Consider the following 21,254-nt stretch of genomic DNA (forward strand, 5'->3'; position numbering starts at 1 on the left):
CCCTTATCTAATGAAAAGGCTGGAAGCAGCCGTGTTGGCGAGCTGGAGCACGGGCTCCGGGAACACCCCGACTCCTACGGTAACCAGCAGCGAGAGCGTGATGACGGTCACAGTGCCCGTACTCGGCACCGCGATGGCCGGGCCGTCGGCCGCCGGCTCGTTGAAGAACATCAGCACGATCACGCGGACGTAGAAGAACGCCGCGATCGCCGAGGCGATGACGCCCACCACGACCAGCCCGGTCATCCAGGCGCCCAGCGAGTCGCCGGCCTCCTGGCCGCTCCCGATGGCCGCCGTGAACAGCGCGTACTTGCCGAAGAACCCGCTGGTGAGCGGGATCCCGGCGAAGGCCAGCAGGAAGAAGGCGAACACCCCGGACAGGATCGGCGCCCGCTTGCCCAGGCCCGCCCAGCGCGACAGGTGGTTGGCCTCGCCGCCGGGGTCGCGCACGAGCGTGACGATGGCGAACGCGCCCACGGTCGCGACGCCGTACACCAGCAGGTAGAACAGGATCGCCTGCAGCGAGACGGCGTTGCCCGCCCCGGTGTCGTACGTCGCCAGCACGCCCACCAGCAGGAAGCCGGCGTGCGCGATGGAGGAGTAGGCGAGCATCCGCTTGATGTCGGTCTGCGTGATGGCGATCACGGCGCCGACCATCATCGTCAGCGCGGCGACGACCCACAGCACCGGACGCCAGTTCCAGTCGAGGTTGCCCAGACCGACCCAGAACACCCGCAGCAGGGCGCCGACGGCCGAAACGAGCGTGCCGGAGGCCATGAGCGCGGTGATCGGCGTCGGCGCGCCCTGGTAGACGTCCGGCTTCCACGCCTGGAACGGGGCCGCACCGATCTTGAACAGCAGGCCGACGCCGAGCAGCGAGAACCCGAGCAGCAGCAGCGGGTCGAGCAGCGCGCCCTGCGCCATCGCCTGGCTGATGCCGGCGAAGGACACGGTGCCGGCGTAGCCGTAGACCATGGCGGCGCCGTACAGGAAGAACGCCGAGGAGAACGCGCCGAGCAGGAAGTACTTCATCGACGCCTCCTGCGACAGCAGACGGCGCCGGCGGGCCAGGCCGCACAGCAGGTAGAGCGGCAGGGACATGACTTCCAGGCCGACGAACATCGTCAGCAGGTCGTTCGCGGCGGGGAACATGAGCATGCCGCCCACCGCGAACAGCGCCAGCGGGTAGACCTCGGTGTGCTCGTGGCCGGCCCGCTCGGCCCCCTCCTCGTCGGCGCTGCCCGGCACGGACGCGGCCGAGGCGACGAAGTGGCCCTCGTCGTTGATCAGCAGCACGCACACGGCGGACAGGACGAGGATGACGCCCCAGATGAACAGCGTGGGCCCGTCGATGGCGAGCGCGCCCATGGCGACCGGCGCGGTCGGCAGGTCACCCCTGACGACCTGCACGATGACCAGCGCGAACGCGCCGATCAGGGAGAGCAGGGTGAGCGGAACCTGGAACGACTTGCGCAGGTAGCGAGGCGCGAACGCCTCCACGAGCACGCCGAGGATCGCCGCGCCGAAGACCAACAGCAGCGGCGCCAGCGTGGCGTACTCGATCGTCGGGAACTCGATGGTCGGGTTCACTGCCCGGCTCCCTTCTCAGCGACGCCCGGGTTGTGCACCTGGACGTTGACCAGGGTGGAGGTCACGGCCGGGTTGATCACGTCCAGCAGCGGCTTGGGGAAGAACCCGAAGCCGATGATCAGCGCGACGAGCGGCGCCAGGACCCACACCTCGCGGGCGTTCAGGTCCTTGAACGCCTTGACCGGCTCGGCGGTGGGGCCGTTCAGCGCCCGCTGCACCATCCACAGGATGTAGACGGCGGCCAGGATGACGGCCAGCGCGGAGACGATCGCCGCCGCGGCCAGCGCGCCGGAGCCGAACGCCTCGCTGGAGTAGGTGCCGATCATCACCATGAACTCGCTGACGAACGACGACAGCCCCGGCAGGGAGAGCCCGGCCAGACCGGCGACCAGGAAGAAGCCGGCGAGCACCGGCGTGACCTTCTGGACGCCGCCGTAGTCGGCGATGTGCGGCGAGCCGCGCCTGGCGATGAGGAACCCGGCCGCCAGGAACAGCGCCCCGGTCGCGAAGCCGTGGTTGACCATGTAGAGCGCGGCCCCGGCCTGGGCGACCTGGGACATCGCGAACACGCCCATGACGATGAACCCGAAGTGGGAGATCGACGTGTAGGCGATGAGCCGCTTCATGTCGGTCTGCCCGATGGCCACGATCGCGCCGTAGATGATGCTGATGACCGCGAGCACGATGATCGGCGTGGTGAACGCCTTGGCCGCGTCCGGGAACAGCTCCAGGCAGAAGCGGAGCATGCCGAACGTGCCCACCTTGTCGAGCACGCCGACCAGCAGCACCGCGGCGCCGGCGGGTGCCTGGGCCGCCGCGTCGGGCAGCCAGGTGTGCACCGGCCAGAGCGGCGCCTTGATGGCGAAGGCGATGAAGAACCCGGCGAACAGCCACTTCTGCGTGGCCGGGTCCTGGATGGCGCCGACGAGCTCGGGGAACATGAACGTCCCCTTGCCCGCGACCACGTACAGCCCGATGACCGCGACCAGCATGAGCAGGCCGCCGAAAAGCGAGTACAGCAGGAACTTGACGGCCGCGTAGGACCGCTGGGCCCCGCCGTACGACCCGATCATGAAGTACATCGGGATCAGCATGGCTTCGAAGAAGACGTAGAACAGGAAGACGTCGGTCGCCGCGAAGACGCCGATCATCATCGCCTCGAGCACGAGCAGCAGCGAGAAGTACGTCTTCACCGAGCGCTTGGGCGCCACCACGGTGCCGTCGGCGGCCTTGACCCCGTCGGCGTCGTGCCAGGAGGCCAGCACCACGATCGGCACCAGCACCGCCGACAGCGCGATCAGCACCAGCGCGATGCCGTCGACGCCGACGCCGAAGTGCACCCCGAAGCTCGGGATCCAGTCGTACGTGGCCTCGAACTTGAAGCGCTCACCGGCGGCGTTCGGGAACTGGAACGCCATCACCAGCGTCAGGGCCAGCACCACCAGGGAGACCAGCAGCGTGACCTGCTTGGCCAGGGTGGTGCTGCCCTTCGGGAGCAGGGCCACCACGATGGCGCCCAGGACGGGCACCGCCATGAGTATCGGGAGCCAGAGTGACGACATCAGATGTTCCCTACGAGGAGCAGGGCGCCGGTCAGGATGGCGGCACCGAACAGGATGGACAGCGCGTAGGTTCTGGCGAAGCCCGTCTGGAGCCTGCGCAGGCGCCCGGAGCTGCCGCCGATTCCCGCGGCCAGCCCGTTGACCACGCCGTCGATGCCGCGGTTGTCGAAGAACACCGCGAGGCGGGTCAGCCACTGGCCGGGACGCATGATCAGCGACTCGTTGATCGCGTCACCGTACAGGTCGCGCCGGGCGAACGTGGTGAGGAACGAGCCGCGCGGCTGCACGGCGGGCACCTCGGCGCGCCCGTACTTGTACCAGGCGAACGCCGCGCCGACCGCGACCAGCGCCAGCGTGGCGAGGCCGGTGGTGCTGGTGAAGTGGAACTCCGGCCTCGCAGCGGGAGCGCCGACCGCGGGGGCCAGCCAGTCCATGAGCCGGTTGCTCAGGATCAGGTAGCCGCCCAGGAAGATCGACCCGATCGACAGCACGATGAGCGGCACCGTCATGACGGTCGGCGACTCATGCGGGTGGGCGTCCTTCTCCCAGCGCTTCTCGCCGAAGAAGGTCATGAAGACCATCCGCGACATGTAGAAGCCGGTGATGCCGGCGCCGGCCACGGCCAGCCAGCCGAGGATCGGCTGCGCGTGCACCGCGGTCTCGATGATGCCTTCCTTGGTGAAGTAGCCGGAAAGCAGCGGGAACCCGATGATCGCAAGGTAGCCGATGAAGAACGTGGCGAAGGTGACCGGCATGTACGTGCGGAGCCCGCCGTACTTGCGCATGTTCACCTCGTCGTTCATGCCGTGCATGACCGAGCCGGCGCCGAGGAACAGGTCGGCCTTGAAGAAGCCGTGCGTGATCAGGTGGCCGATGGCGAAGGCGTAGCCCACCGGGCCGAGACCCGCGCCCAGCATCATGTAGCCGATCTGCGACATCGTGGAGCCGGCGAGGCCCTTCTTGATGTCGTCCTTCGCGCACCCGATGATCGCACCGGCCAGCAGCGTGGCCGCACCGACGACGGCGACGGCGAGCGCCGCGCCCGACCCCTCGGGGAAGAAGAACGCGCCGGAGCGGACCACCAGGTAGACGCCGGCGGTGACCATGGTCGCCGCGTGGATGAGGGCCGAGACCGGGGTCGGGCCCTCCATCGCGTCCAGGAGCCACGACTGCAGCGGGAGCTGGGCGGACTTGCCGCACGCGCCGAGCAGCAGGAGCAGGCCGATGGCCAGTGTGGTCGGGTTCTCCGCCGTGATGGGCTTCAGCTCGGCGAAGGCGAGCGTGCCGAACGTGGTCCAGATCAGGAACATGCCGACCAGCAGCCCGAAGTCACCCACGCGGTTGACCACGAACGCCTTCTTGGCCGCGACCGCGGCCGACGGCTTGAACTGCCAGAACCCGATCAGCAGGTAGGACGCCAGGCCGACGCCCTCCCAGCCGATGAACAGGCCGACATAGTTGTCGGCCAGCACCAGCAGGAGCATGGCCGCGACGAACAGGTTCAGGTAGGCGAAGAACCTGCGCCGGTCGGGGTCGTGCGACATGTAGCCGATCGAGTAGATGTGGATCAGCGATCCGACACCGGTGATCAGCAACGCGAAAGCGACCGACAGGGGGTCGATGAGCAACCCCATGTCCACCATGCCCGGGATGAACTCCCACAGGTGCACCGCCTGGCGGCGCTGCGCCTCGGGGAGCCCGAGCAGTTCGACGAACGCCAGCACCGCCACGACGAACGAGGCGAGGGACATGGCCACGCCCAGCAGATGGCCCCACCGGTTGGTGTAACGGTTGAACACCAGCAGGATGGTCGCCCCCACCAAGGGGAAGGCGATCATCAGCCAGGACAGCCCGATCACGCCACCGGTGGTGTGCTGGATGATCTCAACGGGATCCACCAGTCACCTCTTAGTACTTCAGCAGGTTCGCGTCGTCGACGGACGCGGACCTGCGGGTTCGGAAGATCGTCACGATGATGGCCAGGCCGACCACGACCTCGGCCGCGGCCACCACCATCACGAAGAACGCGACGATCTGGCCTTCCAGGTTGCCGACCTGCCTGGCGAACGTGACGAAGGCGAGGTTGCAGGCGTTGAGCATGAGCTCAATGCACATGAACACCACGATCGCGTTGCGCCGGATCAGCACGCCGACCGCGCCGATCGAGAACAGCAGGCCCGACAGGATGAGGTAATTCGTGGTCACTCGGACTCCTCCTCGGCCCGTTGCCGGATGGCCTCGGCGAACTTCGGGTCCTTAGGCAGCCGGTCCTGCTCGACGTCGTAGCGGGCGATGTACGGGTTGACCGACTCCTCGGAGACCGAGCCGTCGGGCAGCAGCGCCGGCATGTCGACCGCGTTGTTCCTGGCGTACGTGCCGGGACCCGGCAGCGGCGTCGGCCGGTCGCCGAGGAAGCGCGCCTTGGACAGGTCCTTCTGCGTGGCCTTCTTGGCGACCCGCTCGCGGTGCGCCAGCACCATCGCGGCGAGCGCGGCGGTGATGAGCAGCGCCGAGGTGACCTCGAACGCGAACACGTACTTGGTGAACAGCAGCAGCGCGATCGAGCGGATGTATCCGCCCTGCGCGGTGGCGGCGGCGAGCCCCGCCTGCGAGCTGAAGACCGCGTTGCCGAGGGCCAGCACGATCAGCCCGGCGAAGCCGATCCCGGCGATGATCGCCCAGAACCGCTGCCCCCGCAGTGTCTCGACCAGCGAGTCGGAGGTGTCGACCCCGACCAGCATGAGCGTGAACAGGAACAGCATCATGACGGCGCCGGTGTAGACGATGATCTGCACCGCGGCCAGGAACGGCGCTTCCTGCACCGCGTACAGGACCGCCAGGCAGAGCATCACGGTGCCGAGCATCAGCGCCGAGTAGACGGCCTTCCGGTTGAAGACCACGCCGAGAGCCGCGCCGACGGACACGACGGCGAGCACCCAGAAAGTGATGGTCTCACCCATTGGTCCGTCCCAGCCGGTAGTAGTCCTCTTCCGTCTCGCCCAGGCGCATCGGGTGCGGCGGCTGCTCCATGCCCTGCGTGAGCGGGGCCAGGAGCATCTCCTTGGTGAAGATCAGTGCCTCACGGCTGCCGTCGGCGAGTTCGTACTCGTTGGTCATCGTGAGCGCCCGGGTCGGGCACGCCTCGATGCACAGCCCGCAGAGGATGCACCGCAGGTAGTTGATCTGGTACGTGCGCCCGTAACGCTCGCCCGGAGAGTAGCGTTCGTCCTCGGTGTTGTCCGCGCCTTCGACGTAGATCGCGTCGGCCGGACACGCCCAGGCGCACAGCTCGCACCCCACGCACTTCTCCAGGCCGTCGGGCCAGCGGTTGAGCTGGTGGCGACCGTGGAAGCGAGGAGCCGTCGGCTTCTTGACCTCCGGGTAGTTGGTCGTGACGGGCTTCTTGAACATCGTGTGGAAGGTGACCCCGAAGCCCTTGACGGGGTTCAGCCAATCAGTTAGTCCCACTGGGAATCTCCTTGTGCTGCGCCCCGTGGTAGTGCGGCAGATCAAGCGGCGGCACAGGGAAGCCACCGGCTGCCGGCTCCTTGGACAGTTCCTCGAACTCGGCCTCGACCTCCGCCTTCTTGGCTTCCTTGCGCCGTTGGTTGACGGTGTCGAACCGCATCCAGATCGCCAGCGCGCCGATCACGATGATCACGCCCATCCCCGCGGAGAGGTAGATGTCGCCGTCGAAGGTGCCGTTGCGGACGAAGATCACGTTGCGCACGGCGGCGACGAGCAGGATCCACGCCAGGTTGACCGGGATCAGCACCTTCCAGCCGAGCGACATCAGCTGGTCGTAGCGGATGCGCGGCAGCGAGGCCCGCACCCACACGATGAAGCAGAACACCAGGATGAACTTGATGATGAACCACAGCACCGGCAACCAGCCGACGTTGGCGCCCTCCCACAGCGAGATGGGGAACGGCGCCCGCCAGCCGCCGAGGAACAGCGTCACGGCGATGCCGGAGGCGGTGAAGGTGTGGACGTACTCGCCCATCATGATCAGCGCGAACTTCAGCGACGAGGAGTACTCCGTCTGGAAGCCGCCGACCAGCTCACCCTCACTCTCGGGCAGGTCGAACGGGATGCGGGCCGCCTCGCCGAACATGGTGACCACGTAGATCAGGAACGACGGGATGAGCAGCACCGCGAACCAGGTCTGCTGCTGCGCCGCGACGATCTCCGAGGTGGACAGCGTGCCGGCGAACAGGAAGATGGCCACGAACGACAGGCCCATCGCGATCTCGTACGAGACCACCTGGGCCGCCGAGCGCAGGCCGCCGAGCAGCGCGTACGGCGAGCGCGAGGACCATCCGGCGAGCACCACGCCGTAGACCGACACGGCGCCCATGGCGAGCACGAACAGCACCGCCACCGGCAGGTCGAGCAGCTGCAGCGGCGTCTGCACGCCGAACAGGTTGACCATCGGCCCGAACGGCATGACGGAGAAGGCCAGGAAGGCCGGCACCACCATGATGATCGGGGCCATCAGGTAGAGCGCCTTGTCCACCGTCCGCGGGGTCAGGTCCTCCTTGAGCCCCATCTTCAGGCCGTCGGCGACGGACTGCAGGATGCCGAACTTGCCCGCGCGGTTCGGGCCGTAGCGGTGCTGCATCCTGGAGATCAGCTTCCGCTCGAACCAGACGCCGAGCAGGATGCCGACCATGATGAAGGCGAAGAGCATCACGGCCTTGATGATGGTGATCCAGAGCGGGTCCTTGCCGAAGTCGGCAAGGGTCGGATCGGCCGCGAGAACGTAGGTCATGAGGCGCTCCCGATCGTGACGATGTCGCCGGCCACCGCGCCCAGATCGCGGGTGACCGAGCAGCCGCCCGAGTTCGACGGCACCCAGACCACACGGTCCGGCAGGTCGGCGATGCGGACGGGCAGCGTGACGGCGGTGGGGCCGGCCCCGCCGACGACGACCTTGTCACCGTCGGCGACGCCGATCTCCGCCGCCGTGCTCGCCGAGACCAGCGCCTCGGCCGCGCGGGCGGTGCCCGCGAGGTACGGCTCGCCGTCCTGCAGACGGCCGTCGTCGAGCAGCAGGTGCCAGGTCGCCAGCAGGGCCTGGCCCGCGGCGGGCGCGGGCAGGGCGCGGGTGGCGACGGACGGGGCGGCGACGCGGTCGCCGCGCCAGGCGCCGATCGACGTCAGCTCGCGGCGGGCGGCCTGCGCGTCGGGCAGCCCCAGGTGGACGTCCATCCGGTCGGCGAGGTTGCCGATCACGGCCAGGTCGCTCTGCATGCCGGGCACCTTGATCGGCGCCTCGAACGAGCGGCCCCTGCCTTCCCAGTTGACGAACGTGCCGGCCTTCTCCTGGACGGCGGCGACGGGCAGCACCACGTCGGCCCGGTCGGTGACCGCGCTCGCGCGGATCTCCAGGCTGACGATGAACGGCATCCGCTCCAGCGCCTCCTGCGCCAGCGCCGGGTCCGGCAGGTCGTACGGGTCGACCCCGGCCACCACCAGGGCGTCGAGCTCGCCGTCACGGGCGGCGGCGAGGATGCCCGAGGTGTCGAGGCCCGGCGTCTCCGGCAGCGAGGCGACGCCCCACGCCCTGGCGACCTCGGCCCTGGCGGTGGCGTCCTCGACCGGCCGGCCGATCGGCAGCAGGTTGGGCAGCGCGCCCGCCTCGACGGCGCCGCGCTCACCGGCCCGGCGCGGGATCCAGGCGACCCTGGCCCCCGAGGCGGCCAGCCGCACCAGGGCGGACAGCGCGCCGGGGACCGTGGCCAGCCGCTCGCCGGCCAGCACGATCGTGCCCTCGGCCAGCGTGCCGGCGAGCTCGCCGAGCGCGTCGGCCTCGCCGCCGGGAGCGGTGCGGACGAGCGTGCCGCCCATCTTGGCCAGGCTCTTGGTGGCGAACGGGGCGATCGAGGTGACCGGGAGCCCCCGCTTGCGCCACGCCTTGCGCAGCCGCAGGAAGACGCTCGGCGACTCCTCCTCGGGCTCGAACCCGGCGAGCACCACGGCGGGCGCGTTCTCCAGGTCGGTGAAGGAGATCTCGATACCGGTGCCGGCGACCGCGTGCGCGAGGAAGCGGGCCTCCTCGGCGGAGTGCGGCCGGGCACGGAAGTCGATGTCGTTGCTGCCGAGCGCGATGCGGGCGAACTTGGCGTAGGCGTAGGCGTCCTCGACCGTGAGCCGGCCGCCGAGCAGCACGCCCGCCTTGCCGCGGGCGGCGGCCAGGCCCTGCGCGGCCACGCTCAGCGCCTCCGGCCACGAGGTGGGCACGAGCACGCCCTCCTCGTCGCGGACCAGCGGCGTCCTGAGCCGGTCGGGCTGGGTGGCGTAGGTGAACGCCCAGCGGCCCTTGTCGCAGTTCCACTCCTCGTTGACCTGCGGGTCGTTGCCCGCGAGGCGGCGGGTGACCTTGCCGCGCCGGTGGTCGGTGCGCTGCGCGCAGCCGGAGGCGCAGTGTTCGCACGCACTCGGCGTGGACACCAGGTCGAACGGGCGGGCCCGGAACCGGTAGGCGGCGCCGGTCAGCGCGCCCACCGGGCAGATCTGCACCGTGTTGCCGGAGAAGTAGGACTGGAAAGGCTCGCCGTCGGCCACGCCGACCTGCTCCTTGGCGCCCCGCTCGAAGAAGTCGATGAACGGGTCGCCGGCGATCTGGTCGGAGAACCGGATGCAGCGCGCGCACTGGATGCAGCGCTCGCGGTCGAGCAGCACCTGGGTCGAGAGCGGCAGCGGCTTGGCGAAGGTCCGCTTCTTCTCCTGGAAGCGGGACTCGCCCTGGCCGTTGGACATGGCCTGGTTCTGCAGCGGGCACTCGCCGCCCTTGTCGCACATCGGGCAGTCGAGCGGGTGGTTGATGAGCAGGAACTCCATCGCCCCGCGCTGCGCCTTCTCGGCGACCGGCGAGGTGAGCTGGGTCTGCACCACCATGCCCTGGGCGACCTCGATCGCGCAGGACGGCTGCGGCTTCGGGAAGCCGCGGCCGTTGCCGGCGTCGGGGATGTCGACCAGGCACTGACGGCAGTTGGCCGCCGGGTCGAGCAGCGGGTGGTCGCAGAACCTGGGGATCTGGATGCCCAGCAGCTCGGCCGCCCGGATGATCAGCGTGCCCTTGGGGACGCTGATCTGGAACCCGTCGATCGTGCAGGTCACCAGGTTGGTCTCTACAGCGGTCGTGGTCACCGGTCACCCCACAGAGTGGACTTCTTCGGGTCGAACGGGCAGCCGCCGACCTCGAAGTGCTTGAGGTACTCCTCGCGGAAGTACTTCACAGACGAGTGGATCGGGCTGGTCGCGCCGTCGCCGAGCGCACAGAACGAGCGGCCGAGGATGTTGTCCGCGATGTCGGTGATCGTGGACAGGTCCTCCTCGGTGCCCTGGCCGGCCTCCAGGCGCTTGAGCACCTGCTTGAGCCAGTAGGTGCCCTCGCGGCACGGCGTGCACTTGCCGCACGACTCGTGGGCGTAGAACTCCGTCCAGCGCAGCACGGTGCGGACCACGCAGGTGGTCTCGTCGAAGATCTGCAGCGCGCGGGTGCCGAGCATGGAGCCCTTCGCGCCGACGGCCTCGAAGTCCAGCGGGACGTCGAGGTGCTCGTCGGTGAAGATCGGCGTGGACGAGCCGCCGGGGGTCCAGAACTTGATCCGGTGTCCCTCGCGGATGCCGCCCGCCATGTCGAGCAGTTCGCGCAGCGTGATGCCGAGCGGCGCCTCGAACTGGCCGGGCCGCGTGACGTGGCCGCTCAGCGAGAAGATGCCGAAGCCCTTGGACTTCTCGGTGCCCATGGAGGCGAACCAGTCGGCGCCGTTGGCGATGATGCTGGGAACACTCGCCACAGACTCCACGTTGTTCACAACAGTCGGCGAGGCGTACAGCCCCGCCACCGCCGGGAACGGAGGCTTGAGACGCGGTTGACCCCTGAAGCCCTCCAGCGAGTCGAGCAGCGCGGTCTCCTCGCCGCAGATGTAGGCGCCCGCGCCGCTGTGCACGACGAGCTCCAGGTCGTAGCCGGAGCCGAAGACGTCGGTGCCGAGATAACCCTTCTCGTACGCCTCGCGCACGGCCGCGTGCAGCCGCCTGATCACGTGCAGCACCTCGCCCCGCACGTAGATGAAGGCGTGGTTGGCCCGGATCGCGTACGAGGTGATGATGACGCCCTCGATGAGCGAGTGCGGGTTGGCCATCATCAGCGGGATGTCCTTGCAGGTGCCCGGCTCCGACTCGTCGGCGTTGACGACGAGATAGTGGGGCTTGCCGTCGCCCTGCGGGATGAAGCCCCACTTCATGCCGGTGGGGAAGCCCGCGCCGCCGCGGCCGCGCAGACCCGAGTCCTTGACGGCCTGGATGACGGCGTCGGGGTCCATGCCCAGCGCCTTCTTGGCGGCCTCGTACGGGCCGTAGCCGTCGATGGTGAAGGAGTCGGGCCTGTCCCAGCTCGCGGTCAGGACCGGAGTAAGGGTAGTACTCATGCCTCTGGGGCCTTCCATCCGTTGGCCTTGGCGACCTTCAGGCCTTCCAGCGAGGCGCCGGCGGCCGAGGGGCCTTCGCCCGCCTGGTCGTCGGGCAGCCCGGCCAGCACGCGCGAGGCCTCCTTGAACGAGCACAGCCGCTTCGGCCCGCGGGTCGGGCGGATGTCCTTGCCGTCGCGCAGGTCGTCGACGAGCTGCTTGGCCGACTCGGGGGTCTGGTTGTCGAAGAACTCCCAGTTGACCATCATGACCGGGGCGAAGTCGCAGGCCGCGTTGCACTCCAGGCGCTCCAGCGAGACCTTGCCGTCAGGGGTGGTCTCGTCGTGGCCGATGCCGGTGTGCTCGGTCAGCTCCTCCCAGATCTGGTCGCCGCCCATGACGGCGCAGAGCGCGTTGATGCACACGCCGACGTGGTAGTCGCCGGCCGGCTTGCGCTTGTACATCGTGTAGAACGTCGACACGCCGACGACCTCGGCCTTGCTGACGCCGAGGATCTCCGCGCAGAACTCGTGGCCGTCGTCGGAGACGTAGCCGTCTTCCGACTGCACGAGGTGGAGCAGCGGCAGCAGCGCCGAACGAGCCTTCGGGTAGCGGCCGATGATCTCCTTGGCGTCCTTCTCCAGACGCTCCCGGACTTCCGGTGCGTAGCTCACCGGTCCACACCTCCCATGACGGGGTCGATTGATGCCACCGCGGCGATCACGTCTGCGACCTGCCCGCCCTCCGACATGGCGGGGATGGCCTGCAGGTTGTTGAAGGACGGCTCGCGGAAGTGGACGCGGTAGGGGCGGGTGCCGCCGTCGCTGACGACGAGCGCGCCGAGCTCGCCCTTGGGCGACTCGATCGGCGCGTACGCCTGCCCGGCGGGCACCCGGAAGCCCTCGGTCACCAGCTTGAAGTGGTGGATGAGGGCCTCCATCGAGCTGCCCATGATGTGCGCGATGTGGTCGGGCGAGTTGCCGAGCCCGTCGGGGCCGAGCGCGAGCTGCGCCGGCCAGCCGATCTTCTTGTCCTCGATCATCACCGGGTCGCCCTTGAGCGGACCGGCGATGCGGTCCAGGGCCTGCTCGATGATCTTGAGGGACTCTTCCATCTCCTGCATGCGGACGAGGTAGCGGGAGTACACGTCGCAGCCCTTCTGGACCGCGACGTCGAACTCGTAGTTCTCGTAGCCGCAGTAGGGCTGTGTCTTGCGCAGGTCCCACGGCAGGCCCGAGGCCCGCAGGATCGGCCCGGTGATGCCGAGCGCCATGCAGCCGGTCAGGTCGAGGTAGGCCACGTCCTGGGTGCGGCGCAGGTAGACGGGGTTCTCGTCGAGGAGCTTGCGGATGTCCTTGATCCGCTTGGGCATCTCCTTGAGGAGCTCGCCGACCTTGTCGACCGCGCCCGCGGGCAGGTCGACGCTCACGCCGCCGGGCCGCACGTAGGCGTGGTTCATGCGCAGGCCGGTGATGTACTCGAACAGGTCCATGACCATCTCGCGGTCACGGTAGCCGAACAGGAAGGGCGTGGTGGCGCCCAGCTCCATGCCGAACGTGCCCATCGCGACCAGGTGAGAGGAGATGCGGTTGAGCTCCATCATCATCACGCGGATCGCCTGGGCCCGGTCGGGCACCCGGTCCTCGATGCCCAGCAGCTTCTCGACGCTCAGGCAGTAGGCCGTCTCGTTGAAGATCGGCGACAGGTAGTCCATGCGAGTGACGAACGTGGTCCCCTGGGTCCACGTGCGGTACTCCATGTTCTTCTCGATGCCGGTGTGGAGGTAGCCGATGACGCTGCGCGCCTCGGTGACCGTCTCGCCGTCGAGGGTGAGGACCAGCCGGAGCACGCCGTGGGTCGACGGGTGCTGCGGGCCCATGTTGACGACCAGGCGCTCGTCGTCGCCCTCGCGGACGCCGGTGACGACGTCGTCCCAGTCGCCCCCGGTGACCGAGTAGACCTTGCCTTCTGTCGCCTCGTCGTAGGCGGTGCTCATGAGTATGACCTCCTGTGATCCGGCGAGGGGATCGTGGCGCCGCGGTACTCGACCGGGATGCCGCCCAGCGGGTAGTCCTTGCGCTGCGGGTGGCCGTCCCAGTCGTCGGGCATCATGATCCGGGTCAGCGCGGGGTGACCGTCGTAGACGATCCCGAAGAAGTCGTACGCCTCGCGCTCGTGCCAGTCGTGGGTCGGGTAGACGCCGACGGTCGACGGGATGTGCGGGTCGGCGTCGGGGCAGCTCGTCTCGACGCGCACCCGGCGGTTGTGGGTCATCGAGCACAGGTGGATGAGGGAGTGCAGCTCCTCGCCATCGAGGTGCGGGTAGTGCACCCCGGAGACGCCGAGCGACAGCTCGAAGCGGAGCTCCGGGTCGTCGCGGAGCTTCTGGCACACCTCGACCAGCCGCTCCCGCTTGACGTGCAGGGTCAGCTCGCCGCGGTCGACGACCACGCGCTCGATGGCGTCGTCCATGCCGAGTGCGTCGACGATCTCGTCGAAGTAGCCCCCGTACGGGCGCGGGGTTGACAGCCGCGGCTGGCGGCGGACGACCAGCCCGCCGAAGCCGGAGGTGTCGCCGGAGTCGTGGACGCCGAACATGCCGCGCCGGACGACGGGCGCCTCGACCGGCTCGGGCGCCTGTGCCTCGTCGGGCACCTTCGCGTCGGGGACCTCGGGGAGGTTGTCGGGCGAAGTCACTTGGTCGCCCCCTGGTCGATCAGCGGCAGCGTACGGAGCGCCCGCAGTTCGAGGTCCTCGATCTGCTGGGCGCGGTGCGCGCCGAACTTCATGTTCTGGATCTTGTCGTGCAGCTTGACGATCGCGTCGATGAGCATCTCCGGCCGCGGCGGGCAGCCCGGCAGGTAGATGTCGACGGGCACGACGTGGTCGACGCCCTGGACGATCGCGTAGTTGTTGAACATGCCGCCGCTGGAGGCGCACACGCCCATCGCGATGACCCACTTGGGCTCGGCCATCTGGTCGTAGATCTGCCGCAGCACCGGCGCCATCTTCTGCGACACCCGGCCGGCGACGATCATCAGGTCGGCCTGCCGCGGAGTCGCCGAAGCGCGCTCCATGCCGAAGCGCGCGAGGTCGTAGTGGGAGGCGCCGGTCGCCATCAGCTCGATGGCGCAGCAGGCGAGGCCGAACGTGGCCGGCCACACCGAGTTCTTGCGTGCCCAGCCGGCGGCCTGCTCGACCGTGCTGAGGATGAACCCGCTGGGGAGTTTCTCTTCGAGTCCCATGTCAGTCCCACTCCAGACCCTTACGGCGCCATACGTACGCGTAGGCGACCAGGACGGTGACGATGAACAGCAGCATCTCCACGAGCGCGAACACGCCCAGGCCAGAGGCGATCACCTGGCCGGCGTCGTTGGTGAGCGGCGCGAACGAGACGGCCCACGGGTAGAGAAAGATGATCTCGATGTCGAAGACGATGAAGAGCATCGCCGTGACCATGTATTTCAGCGGGAACCGTCCGCCACCGACTGGCTGGGGCGTCGGCTCGATACCGCATTCGTACGCGTCGAGCTTGGCGCGGTTCCAGCGCTTGGGACCGGTGAAGGGAGCGATGGCGACCGAGAAGATCGCGAAGCCCCCCGCGAGAACGGCGAGCACCAGGATGGGCACGTAAAGGTCCATCGCTACGCCTCCTCTTGCGCCGCCACGCGCTCGGGCGCGCGGCGAGATCTAAGTGTTTGCCGGGTGAGTGTGGGAATCATGCTCGTGGCGCGACTTTCGAGAGTGCGTTGATGATCTTGTCTGACGCATCGCCTCGCCGGTCGGTGAGATTACCAAGGAGTTTGAGCGCGAAGCGCATCAGTCTGGGGTGGGGAAGCCCATGCCTGGTGCCGAAGCTCATCACACCCGGCCTCCCGATCGCTTCGACGAACACCCTGCCCAGGGTGAAGTAGCCGCCGTAGGCGTCCTTGAGCAGGCGCGGATAGTCGCGCAGCAGGCGTTCGCGCTGCGCGGGGGTGGTGCGGGGGGCGAGCGCGCGGGCGATGACCTCGGCGGCGATCTCGCCGGTCTCCATCGCGTAGGCGATGCCCTCGCCGTTGAACGGGTTGATCGACCCGCCGGAGTCGCCGACCAGGACGAGACCGCGGGTGTAGTGGGGCTGCCGGTTGAAGGCCATCGGGAGGGCGGCGCCGCGGATCGGGGCCGTCATGTTCTCCTCGGTGAAGCCCCACTCGGCGGGCATGGCCTTGCACCACCGCTTGAGCAGGTCGCGGTAGTCGATGTTGCCGAAGTGGGAGCTGGTGTTGAGCAGCCCGAGCCCCACGTTGGCGGTGCCGTCGCCGACGCCGAACACCCAGCCGTAGCCGGGCAGCAGCGTCTCCTCGTCCCACAGCTCCAGCCAGGTCTCGAGGTAGTCGTCGTCGTGGCGGGGACTCGTGAAGTAGGTGCGCACCGCCACGCCCATCGGGCGGTCCTCGCGCTTGTGCAGGCCCATGCCGAGGGCCAGGCGGGTGCTGTTGCCGTCGGCGGCCACCACCACGCGGGCGCGGTAGGTCGCGCCGTCCTTGGTGGTCACGCCGGTGACGTGGCCGCTGCGGTCGTCGAGCACCGGGCCGGTGACGGTGACGCCCTGCATCAGGCGCGCGCCGGCCGCCTCCGCGTGGGCGGCGAGTATCTGGTCGAAGTCCTGGCGGGTGCGGACGAGGCCGAAGTCGGGGAAGCGCTCCAGCTGGGGCCAGTCGAGCTCGAACCGCAGGCCGCCGCCGACCACGCGCAGGCCCTTGTTCCTGACCCAGCCGGGGCCGTCGACGTCGACGCCCATGTTGAGCAGCTGCTTGACGGCGCGCGGGGTCAGGCCGTCGCCGCAGACCTTCTCCCTGGGGAACCGGGTCTTCTCCAGCACGAGCACGTCGAGGCCGGCCCGCGCGAGGTAGAAGGCGGTCGCGGAACCGGCGGGACCGGCGCCGACGACGATGACGTCGGCGTCAGCCTTGCGGGCTGCTGGCACGGTCACGGGCCTGGTCCTGTCCTACAACGGGGTGTTATCCGGGCGTGGTCCTTTGTGAACCTCTTCACAAACTTTCCGGCCCGTCAGTCTAACCCTTTTCCAGGACAAAGTGGCAGCCGGGGGGCCTTCATGACCCAGTAGATCATGTCCGTCGTCACGCTTCCGGGACGGACGGCTTGAAGCCCCGGTGAATGGCCACGATGCCGCAGGTCAGGTTGCGCCAGGCGACGCGCCCCCAGCCGGCTTCCTGAATCGTACGCGCCAGCCTCCGCTGGTCGGGCCAGTCTCTGATCGACTCCGCCAGATACTCGTAGGAGTCGTCGTTGGAGCCGAACACCTGGGCCACCTTGGGCAGCATCCTCATCAGATACTCGCGGTAGACCAGATCCAGCACCGGCACGGTGACGTGGGAGAACTCCATGACCACCAGCCGCCCTCCCGGCCTGGTCACCCTGAGCATCTCGCGCAGCGCCTGGCCGGTGTCGTGCACGTTGCGCAGCGCGACCGAGATCGTCACCGCGTCGAACGAGTCGTCGGCGAACGGCAGCCGCATCGCGTCGCCGGCGACGAACGGGATCCCCTCGCCGGTCAGCGCGTTGCCGCCGCGGCGCCGTACGCCCACCCGGAGCATGCCGAGCGAGAAGTCGGAGGCGATCGCCCGCGCGCCCAGCCCGGTGAAGGACTCGGTGGACATGCCCGTGCCGGCTCCGAGGTCGAGCACGACCTCGCCGGGACCGGCGTCGACGGCCTGGGCCACCGCCTTGCGCCACAGCCTGACCTGCCCGAGGGAGATCACGTCGTTGACCAGGTCGTAGCGCCGGGCGGTGCGGTCGAACATCGCCGCGACCTCCCCCGGCTTCTTGTCCAGTTGAGCGCGCGTCATGGAGTCAAGCCTATGGCCAACCCGACAATTGACGGAAAGTAGCCACGAGATTACTTACCGTCTGCTAAGAATTGCTGAATGCTTGCCCGAGTCGCCCTGGCGGCGATCATCGCAGCGGCCCCCACCGCGCATTCCGGCGTGGTCTCGGCCGACCCTGTCGACAGCACCCCTCACGTGCTCGACGGCATCGTCCACTCCATCACCGTCGTCGGCGGCACCGTCGTCGTCGGCGGCTCCTTCAGCGAGGTGGCCGACGCGTCCAGGACCGTCAAGTACGCACGCGACAACCTGTTCGCCTACGACCTGCGGACCGGCCGCGTGCTGACCGACTTCTCCCCCGACGTGGGAGGAACGGTCCACAGCCTGGCCCCCGGCCCCGACGGCACGGTCTACGTGGGCGGCGACTTCTCGGTCGTCGGCGCCACCCCGGCCCGCGCCCTGGCCCGGCTCGACCTGGCCACCGGCCGGCCGGTGAAGTCCTTCAAGCCGCGCGTGTCCGGCGGCGCCGTCACCACGCTCGCGCTGCGCGGCTCCCACCTCTACGCGGGCGGCGACTTCACCCGCCCGCGTGCCGCCCTGGCCCGGCTGGACGCCGCCACCGGCGCGGTCGACGCGGACTTCGGCGTCGTCCCCGGCGAGCCGCTCACCAGGAAGGTCAGGGTGCACGCCCTGGCTCTGACCAAGGACCGGCTGGTGGTCGACGGCAACTTCACCACCCTCGACGGGCACTCGCGCCCGCAGCTCGGCGTCGTGGACGTGAGCCGCCCCGTGGCCAGGGTCGCCCCGTGGCGCACCGGCGTCTACGCCGGCACGTGCATGGAGGCGTTCCCCTGGTACGTGCGCGGCCTGGACGTCTCACCGGACGGCCGCTACTTCGTGGTCGTGACCACCGGCGGCCCGCGCCGCGGCATGTGCGACACCGCCGCCCGGTTCGAGACGTACGCGAGCGGCAAGGACCTCGAACCCACCTGGACCAACAGCACCGGCGGCGACTCGCTCTACTCGGTGTCGGTCACCGGCGCGGCCGTGTACGTGGGCGGCCACCAGCGCTGGCTGAACAATCCGCAGGGCCGCGACTCCGCAGGTCCGGGGGCGGTGCCGCGCGAGGGCATCGGGGCCATTCATCCGCGCACCGGAAAGGCGCTGAGTTGGAATCCGGGCCGGGAGCGCGGGATCGGCGTGAAGGCGTTTTACGCGCATCCCACAGGACTACTTGTCGGTAGCGACACGACGAGACTCGGTGGGGAGTACCATGCCCGGATTGGCATGTTCCCTCTGCCCTAGTCGTCCTGCGGCTTGGGGCGGTCCAGCTTGTTGCTGAGGCGGGCGCTCACCGCGTCACGCTGCTTGGACAGCAGGACGAAGCTGGCGAATCCGCTGACCAGGAACGCGCCCCCGATCAGGAGCAGGGGGTGCTGCAGCCCAGTCAGCCACAACACGCCGAAGGCAATGACGAACAGGCCGATCCGCGAGGCGGTGTAAACGAGAACGGGATGCACGGTGTCGAGATTACTCGGCCCCTCGCACCGCTCGCTCTTCGCATCGGGCGCGAGCGCTGCTACTGTTCCCAGTTAGGGTGTTTCGTAAAGAAACACCCACGAGAGCCCCAAAGAGGCTCTATCATATAACAATCGGGCAGTCAGCTGATAACAACCCGTGATCTTTGTAGAAAACCACGGATAAATCAGGCTTCGCTCGACACACTAGTTACCTGTCCGCCCGCTGGCAGGAAGCGGGATGCGAGGGGGAGAGATTGGTGGAGAGTAGCAGCGAGCGTCTGCTGACCCCTGGAGAGGTTGCCGCCCTCTTCCGGGTAGACCCAAAGACGGTTACGCGCTGGGCTGCGGCAGGCCGCATCAGCAGTATCCGCACCCCCGGAGGGCACCGGCGTTTCCGCGAGTCGGAAGTGCACGCCCTTCTCCGAGGCGAGGACGTTCTTACGGCCGACAGGCCGGCAGGTGAGTCCCCGCGCGTCTGACGTGCCGTCTGGTCGGTGATCCTGCGAGCCAGGATCACCGAGACGGGACCTCGGTCCGCGTGCTCACTGGTCCAACCCGCGGCGAGCACGGTGAAAGGCGCCAACCGCCGATCGTGGCTGGCGCCTGCCAGGCCGCCGAGCCGCCCCGCCCCGGCGAGACTTCCTGCCCACTCTCCCCACTCCGGCGGACTCAGGTCTCGTCCTGGTCCGCCTTGAACGCCAGGAACTCCCGCTCCAGCGCGTCGTTCTCCTCCACCCAGCGACGCCGGCGCTCGGCGGCCTCCTCCTCGGTCACCGACTCGGGCAGCCATTGGCCGTAGTCGGGGTCGTCCGGCCCGATCTCCACGAAGCCGTTGCCGATCAGACGCCCGTCCTCGCTGGCCAGGCTCCGCGGCACCCTCAGGGTGCCGTCAGCGAGCCGGATGACGTACATGGCCTACCACCTAGATTCCGTAGCGCCTGTTGAAGAACAGCATGACGTCGAGCGCCAGCCGCGTGTTGCCGCCGAGCATGTCCACCAGGGCCGGACGCTGGCGCGCGGCGATCGCGGCGAAGGCGTCGGCGAAGAACTCCTTGCGGCCCAGCCCGCCGCCCTGACGGTGGAACGCGGACACCAGCAGCGGCTCCACCCGCTCGAACAGCGCCGCGAAGTCCGGCGAGTCGGAGACCCACTCGCCGAACGCCGAGTCGATGTCGTCGATGGCGTGCCCCACCTCGTGCATCATCACGTCGGGCGTCGGCGACGGCCGGTCACCCACCACGATCTTGCGCTCGCCGTACGCGCCTGCGCAGATGTCCCAGGTGGCACGGCCCGACGGCAGCGGCGCGCCGCGCAGATACCCCATGTCGTCCAGGTCGGGGACGCCGCCGGGGCCGACGTAGATGCCTTCGAGGCCGGCGGCCAGCTTCTCCTTGAGCCGGTCGGGCAGCCTCGCCAGACTCTCCACGGCCCGGACCACCTCGGGGGGCGGCGGGCCCAGCCTGGCGTCCCACTGGCGGTGCAGGATCCGCTCCAGCTTGCCGCAGTGGCGCAGCCCGTCGCCCATCGGCGGCGCGTCGGGGCGGTTGGGCTGCGCCCGGGGTAAGGCGTCCAGGAGCTCGAAGTCGTGCCAGGTGTAGCGCGGCTCCTCGACGACCGCGGCGGACAGCCGCTCGCGTCCCTCCCAGCGGCGCGGCCGGTCCTTGTCACGGTCCTTCTCCGGACGGCGCGAGCGCTCGGGACGCTGGTCCTTCCCCGCGTGCCGGGACCGTTCCGGCTCCGCGGTGTCGCCCATGCCCGGCGGCCTGGCGTCGACCTCACGGGTACGGTTGCCGCGGCGGGCGGACCAGAACGAGCGCTCCGCCTCGGGTGGCGCCTCGGTGCGCCGGGAGAAGAGGTAGGACCCGCGCCGCCACCATCGGCCCCGCCGATGGCGTCCCTTGTCACTGGAAATGGCCATCGCACCTCTCGCCAGCCCGGGGGAACCGGGTTCCACGGTACGACGCAGATCTTCCTTAGTCATCCTGAATGGGACATCAGGTGGCACGATCGGTCTCAAGATGGCTTACAGTTCGGGCATGGCAGGTGTTCTAATCGGCCTGGCTCTTCTGGCCTTCTGGCTGTTCTCGTTGTTCGATGTCATCACGACCCCCGAGGAAGAGGTCCAGCAGTCCCCCAAAGCCGTGTGGTTGATCATCGTCGCCGCGGTCCCCATCGTCGGCGGCGTTTTCTGGATGATGCGCGGCCGTCCCAAGGCCGTCGTCGCGGCACGTCCGGTCGCCGGTGAGGCCGGGGTCATGCCCAAGGGCCCCGACGACGACCCCGACTTCCTGAAGGAGCTCGAGCGCCGCCTCCGCGGCGAGTCCGAGGCCTGAC

The 21,254-nt window shown here is 69.0% G+C and carries 22 protein-coding genes; 3 read left to right on the forward strand and 19 right to left on the reverse strand.

Annotated features, from left to right (window positions below; translation table 11 throughout):
• Positions 1-3: 3 nt before the first annotated feature.
• The 16 genes from nuoN to ACZ6YG_RS39435 all read right to left on the reverse strand — a co-directional run bounded on the left by nuoN (position 4) and on the right by ACZ6YG_RS39435 (position 17,421).
• Positions 4-1,590 carry an NADH-quinone oxidoreductase subunit NuoN gene (nuoN, locus tag ACZ6YG_RS39360; protein WP_148036382.1) on the reverse strand — a complete coding sequence of 529 codons (1,587 nt, stop codon included), beginning with the start codon at positions 1,588-1,590 and terminating at the stop codon, positions 4-6.
• The gene (locus tag ACZ6YG_RS39365) at positions 1,587-3,152 is read right to left on the reverse strand and encodes an NADH-quinone oxidoreductase subunit M (protein WP_466020783.1); all 1,566 of its coding nucleotides are present in this window, start codon (positions 3,150-3,152) and stop codon (positions 1,587-1,589) included. Before ACZ6YG_RS39365 ends, nuoN begins: the two co-directional genes overlap by 4 nt.
• Complete coding sequence (gene nuoL, locus ACZ6YG_RS39370; RefSeq protein ID WP_466020841.1) at positions 3,152-4,990, reverse strand: NADH-quinone oxidoreductase subunit L; 1,839 nt, start codon at positions 4,988-4,990, stop codon at positions 3,152-3,154. Before nuoL ends, ACZ6YG_RS39365 begins: the two co-directional genes overlap by 1 nt.
• Before the next feature lie 70 nt (positions 4,991-5,060).
• A complete protein-coding gene (nuoK, locus tag ACZ6YG_RS39375; protein WP_148036380.1) occupies positions 5,061-5,357 on the reverse strand; it encodes an NADH-quinone oxidoreductase subunit NuoK in 297 nt (98 codons plus the stop codon).
• Positions 5,354-6,112 (reverse strand): NADH-quinone oxidoreductase subunit J, encoded by a 759-nt coding sequence (locus tag ACZ6YG_RS39380; RefSeq protein WP_148036379.1) that lies wholly within the window; start codon positions 6,110-6,112, stop codon positions 5,354-5,356. Before ACZ6YG_RS39380 ends, nuoK begins: the two co-directional genes overlap by 4 nt.
• Positions 6,105-6,620 carry an NADH-quinone oxidoreductase subunit NuoI gene (nuoI, locus tag ACZ6YG_RS39385; RefSeq protein WP_148036378.1) on the reverse strand — a complete coding sequence of 172 codons (516 nt, stop codon included), beginning with the start codon at positions 6,618-6,620 and terminating at the stop codon, positions 6,105-6,107. The genes ACZ6YG_RS39380 and nuoI overlap by 8 nt, the downstream gene beginning before the upstream one ends.
• A complete protein-coding gene (gene nuoH / locus ACZ6YG_RS39390) occupies positions 6,607-7,923 on the reverse strand; it encodes an NADH-quinone oxidoreductase subunit NuoH (protein ID WP_148036377.1) in 1,317 nt (438 codons plus the stop codon). The genes nuoI and nuoH overlap by 14 nt, the downstream gene beginning before the upstream one ends.
• A complete protein-coding gene (locus tag ACZ6YG_RS39395) occupies positions 7,920-10,304 on the reverse strand; it encodes an NADH-quinone oxidoreductase subunit G (RefSeq protein ID WP_466020784.1) in 2,385 nt (794 codons plus the stop codon). Before ACZ6YG_RS39395 ends, nuoH begins: the two co-directional genes overlap by 4 nt.
• Entirely contained in the window at positions 10,301-11,590 is a 1,290-nt protein-coding gene (gene nuoF, locus ACZ6YG_RS39400) for an NADH-quinone oxidoreductase subunit NuoF (protein WP_148036375.1), read from the reverse strand. Before nuoF ends, ACZ6YG_RS39395 begins: the two co-directional genes overlap by 4 nt.
• Positions 11,587-12,243: an NADH-quinone oxidoreductase subunit NuoE gene (gene nuoE / locus ACZ6YG_RS39405; RefSeq protein WP_364234698.1), complete on the reverse strand. Its 657-nt coding sequence runs from the start codon at positions 12,241-12,243 to the stop codon at positions 11,587-11,589. Before nuoE ends, nuoF begins: the two co-directional genes overlap by 4 nt.
• Positions 12,240-13,565 (reverse strand): NADH-quinone oxidoreductase subunit D, encoded by a 1,326-nt coding sequence (locus ACZ6YG_RS39410; protein ID WP_219544851.1) that lies wholly within the window; start codon positions 13,563-13,565, stop codon positions 12,240-12,242. Before ACZ6YG_RS39410 ends, nuoE begins: the two co-directional genes overlap by 4 nt.
• Complete coding sequence (locus tag ACZ6YG_RS39415; RefSeq protein WP_378525358.1) at positions 13,562-14,266, reverse strand: NADH-quinone oxidoreductase subunit C; 705 nt, start codon at positions 14,264-14,266, stop codon at positions 13,562-13,564. The genes ACZ6YG_RS39410 and ACZ6YG_RS39415 overlap by 4 nt, the downstream gene beginning before the upstream one ends.
• A complete protein-coding gene (locus ACZ6YG_RS39420; protein WP_148036371.1) occupies positions 14,263-14,814 on the reverse strand; it encodes a NuoB/complex I 20 kDa subunit family protein in 552 nt (183 codons plus the stop codon). The genes ACZ6YG_RS39415 and ACZ6YG_RS39420 overlap by 4 nt, the downstream gene beginning before the upstream one ends.
• A 1-nt stretch (position 14,815) precedes the next feature.
• Complete coding sequence (locus tag ACZ6YG_RS39425; RefSeq protein ID WP_148036370.1) at positions 14,816-15,211, reverse strand: NADH-quinone oxidoreductase subunit A; 396 nt, start codon at positions 15,209-15,211, stop codon at positions 14,816-14,818.
• Positions 15,212-15,287: 76 nt separating this feature from the next.
• Complete coding sequence (locus ACZ6YG_RS39430) at positions 15,288-16,544, reverse strand: geranylgeranyl reductase family protein (RefSeq protein ID WP_364234693.1); 1,257 nt, start codon at positions 16,542-16,544, stop codon at positions 15,288-15,290.
• 148 nt (positions 16,545-16,692) lie between these two features.
• On the reverse strand, positions 16,693-17,421 hold the full coding sequence (locus ACZ6YG_RS39435; protein ID WP_219544848.1) for a demethylmenaquinone methyltransferase: 729 nt from the start codon (positions 17,419-17,421) through the stop codon (positions 16,693-16,695).
• Positions 17,422-17,499: 78 nt separating this feature from the next.
• Here ACZ6YG_RS39435 and ACZ6YG_RS39440 point away from each other — a divergent pair, with 78 nt between their 5' ends.
• On the forward strand, positions 17,500-18,705 hold the full coding sequence (locus ACZ6YG_RS39440) for a hypothetical protein (RefSeq protein WP_466020785.1): 1,206 nt from the start codon (positions 17,500-17,502) through the stop codon (positions 18,703-18,705).
• On the opposite strand, the gene ACZ6YG_RS39445 is transcribed toward ACZ6YG_RS39440, so the two are convergent.
• Positions 18,702-18,920, reverse strand: a complete 219-nt coding sequence (locus tag ACZ6YG_RS39445) for a DUF4229 domain-containing protein (RefSeq protein ID WP_148036367.1) — start codon at positions 18,918-18,920, stop codon at positions 18,702-18,704. The two genes, ACZ6YG_RS39440 and ACZ6YG_RS39445, sit on opposite strands and share 4 nt — an antisense overlap.
• Positions 18,921-19,177: 257 nt before the next feature.
• On the opposite strand from ACZ6YG_RS39445, the gene ACZ6YG_RS39450 reads away from it, so the two are divergent.
• Positions 19,178-19,399 (forward strand): BldC family transcriptional regulator, encoded by a 222-nt coding sequence (locus ACZ6YG_RS39450; RefSeq protein WP_026214226.1) that lies wholly within the window; start codon positions 19,178-19,180, stop codon positions 19,397-19,399.
• Between the two features lie 190 nt (positions 19,400-19,589).
• Here ACZ6YG_RS39450 and ACZ6YG_RS39455 read toward each other — a convergent pair whose 3' ends face one another.
• Both ACZ6YG_RS39455 and ACZ6YG_RS39460 read right to left on the reverse strand, forming a co-directional pair.
• On the reverse strand, positions 19,590-19,832 hold the full coding sequence (locus ACZ6YG_RS39455) for a hypothetical protein (protein ID WP_148036366.1): 243 nt from the start codon (positions 19,830-19,832) through the stop codon (positions 19,590-19,592).
• Between the two features lie 10 nt (positions 19,833-19,842).
• The gene (locus ACZ6YG_RS39460; protein WP_148036365.1) at positions 19,843-20,838 is read right to left on the reverse strand and encodes a hypothetical protein; all 996 of its coding nucleotides are present in this window, start codon (positions 20,836-20,838) and stop codon (positions 19,843-19,845) included.
• A gap of 118 nt (positions 20,839-20,956) precedes the next feature.
• Between ACZ6YG_RS39460 and ACZ6YG_RS39465 the strand changes: the two genes are divergently transcribed.
• The gene (locus tag ACZ6YG_RS39465) at positions 20,957-21,253 is read left to right on the forward strand and encodes a PLD nuclease N-terminal domain-containing protein (RefSeq protein WP_148036364.1); all 297 of its coding nucleotides are present in this window, start codon (positions 20,957-20,959) and stop codon (positions 21,251-21,253) included.
• Position 21,254: the final 1 nt, after the last annotated feature.

Source organism: Nonomuraea sp. NPDC054003 (genome assembly GCF_055585125.1).

Excerpts from the sequence above, each read along its gene's own strand:
- ACZ6YG_RS39365 (WP_466020783.1), bottom strand. The coding sequence starts at position 3,152 with ATGTCGTCACTCTGGCTCCCGATACTCATGGCGGTGCCCGTCCTGGGC.
- nuoL (WP_466020841.1), bottom strand. The coding sequence starts at position 4,990 with ATGATCGCCTTCCCCTTGGTGGGGGCGACCATCCTGCTGGTGTTCAAC.
- ACZ6YG_RS39380 (WP_148036379.1), bottom strand. The coding sequence starts at position 6,112 with ATGGGTGAGACCATCACTTTCTGGGTGCTCGCCGTCGTGTCCGTCGGC.
- nuoH (WP_148036377.1), bottom strand. The coding sequence starts at position 7,923 with ATGACCTACGTTCTCGCGGCCGATCCGACCCTTGCCGACTTCGGCAAG.
- nuoF (WP_148036375.1), bottom strand. The coding sequence starts at position 11,590 with ATGAGTACTACCCTTACTCCGGTCCTGACCGCGAGCTGGGACAGGCCC.
- ACZ6YG_RS39410 (WP_219544851.1), bottom strand. The coding sequence starts at position 13,565 with ATGAGCACCGCCTACGACGAGGCGACAGAAGGCAAGGTCTACTCGGTC.
- ACZ6YG_RS39420 (WP_148036371.1), bottom strand. The coding sequence starts at position 14,814 with ATGGGACTCGAAGAGAAACTCCCCAGCGGGTTCATCCTCAGCACGGTC.
- ACZ6YG_RS39425 (WP_148036370.1), bottom strand. The coding sequence starts at position 15,211 with ATGGACCTTTACGTGCCCATCCTGGTGCTCGCCGTTCTCGCGGGGGGC.
- ACZ6YG_RS39435 (WP_219544848.1), bottom strand. The coding sequence starts at position 17,421 with ATGACGCGCGCTCAACTGGACAAGAAGCCGGGGGAGGTCGCGGCGATG.
- ACZ6YG_RS39440 (WP_466020785.1), top strand. The coding sequence starts at position 17,500 with ATGCTTGCCCGAGTCGCCCTGGCGGCGATCATCGCAGCGGCCCCCACC.
- ACZ6YG_RS39455 (WP_148036366.1), bottom strand. The coding sequence starts at position 19,832 with ATGTACGTCATCCGGCTCGCTGACGGCACCCTGAGGGTGCCGCGGAGC.
- ACZ6YG_RS39460 (WP_148036365.1), bottom strand. The coding sequence starts at position 20,838 with ATGGCCATTTCCAGTGACAAGGGACGCCATCGGCGGGGCCGATGGTGG.
- ACZ6YG_RS39465 (WP_148036364.1), top strand. The coding sequence starts at position 20,957 with ATGGCAGGTGTTCTAATCGGCCTGGCTCTTCTGGCCTTCTGGCTGTTC.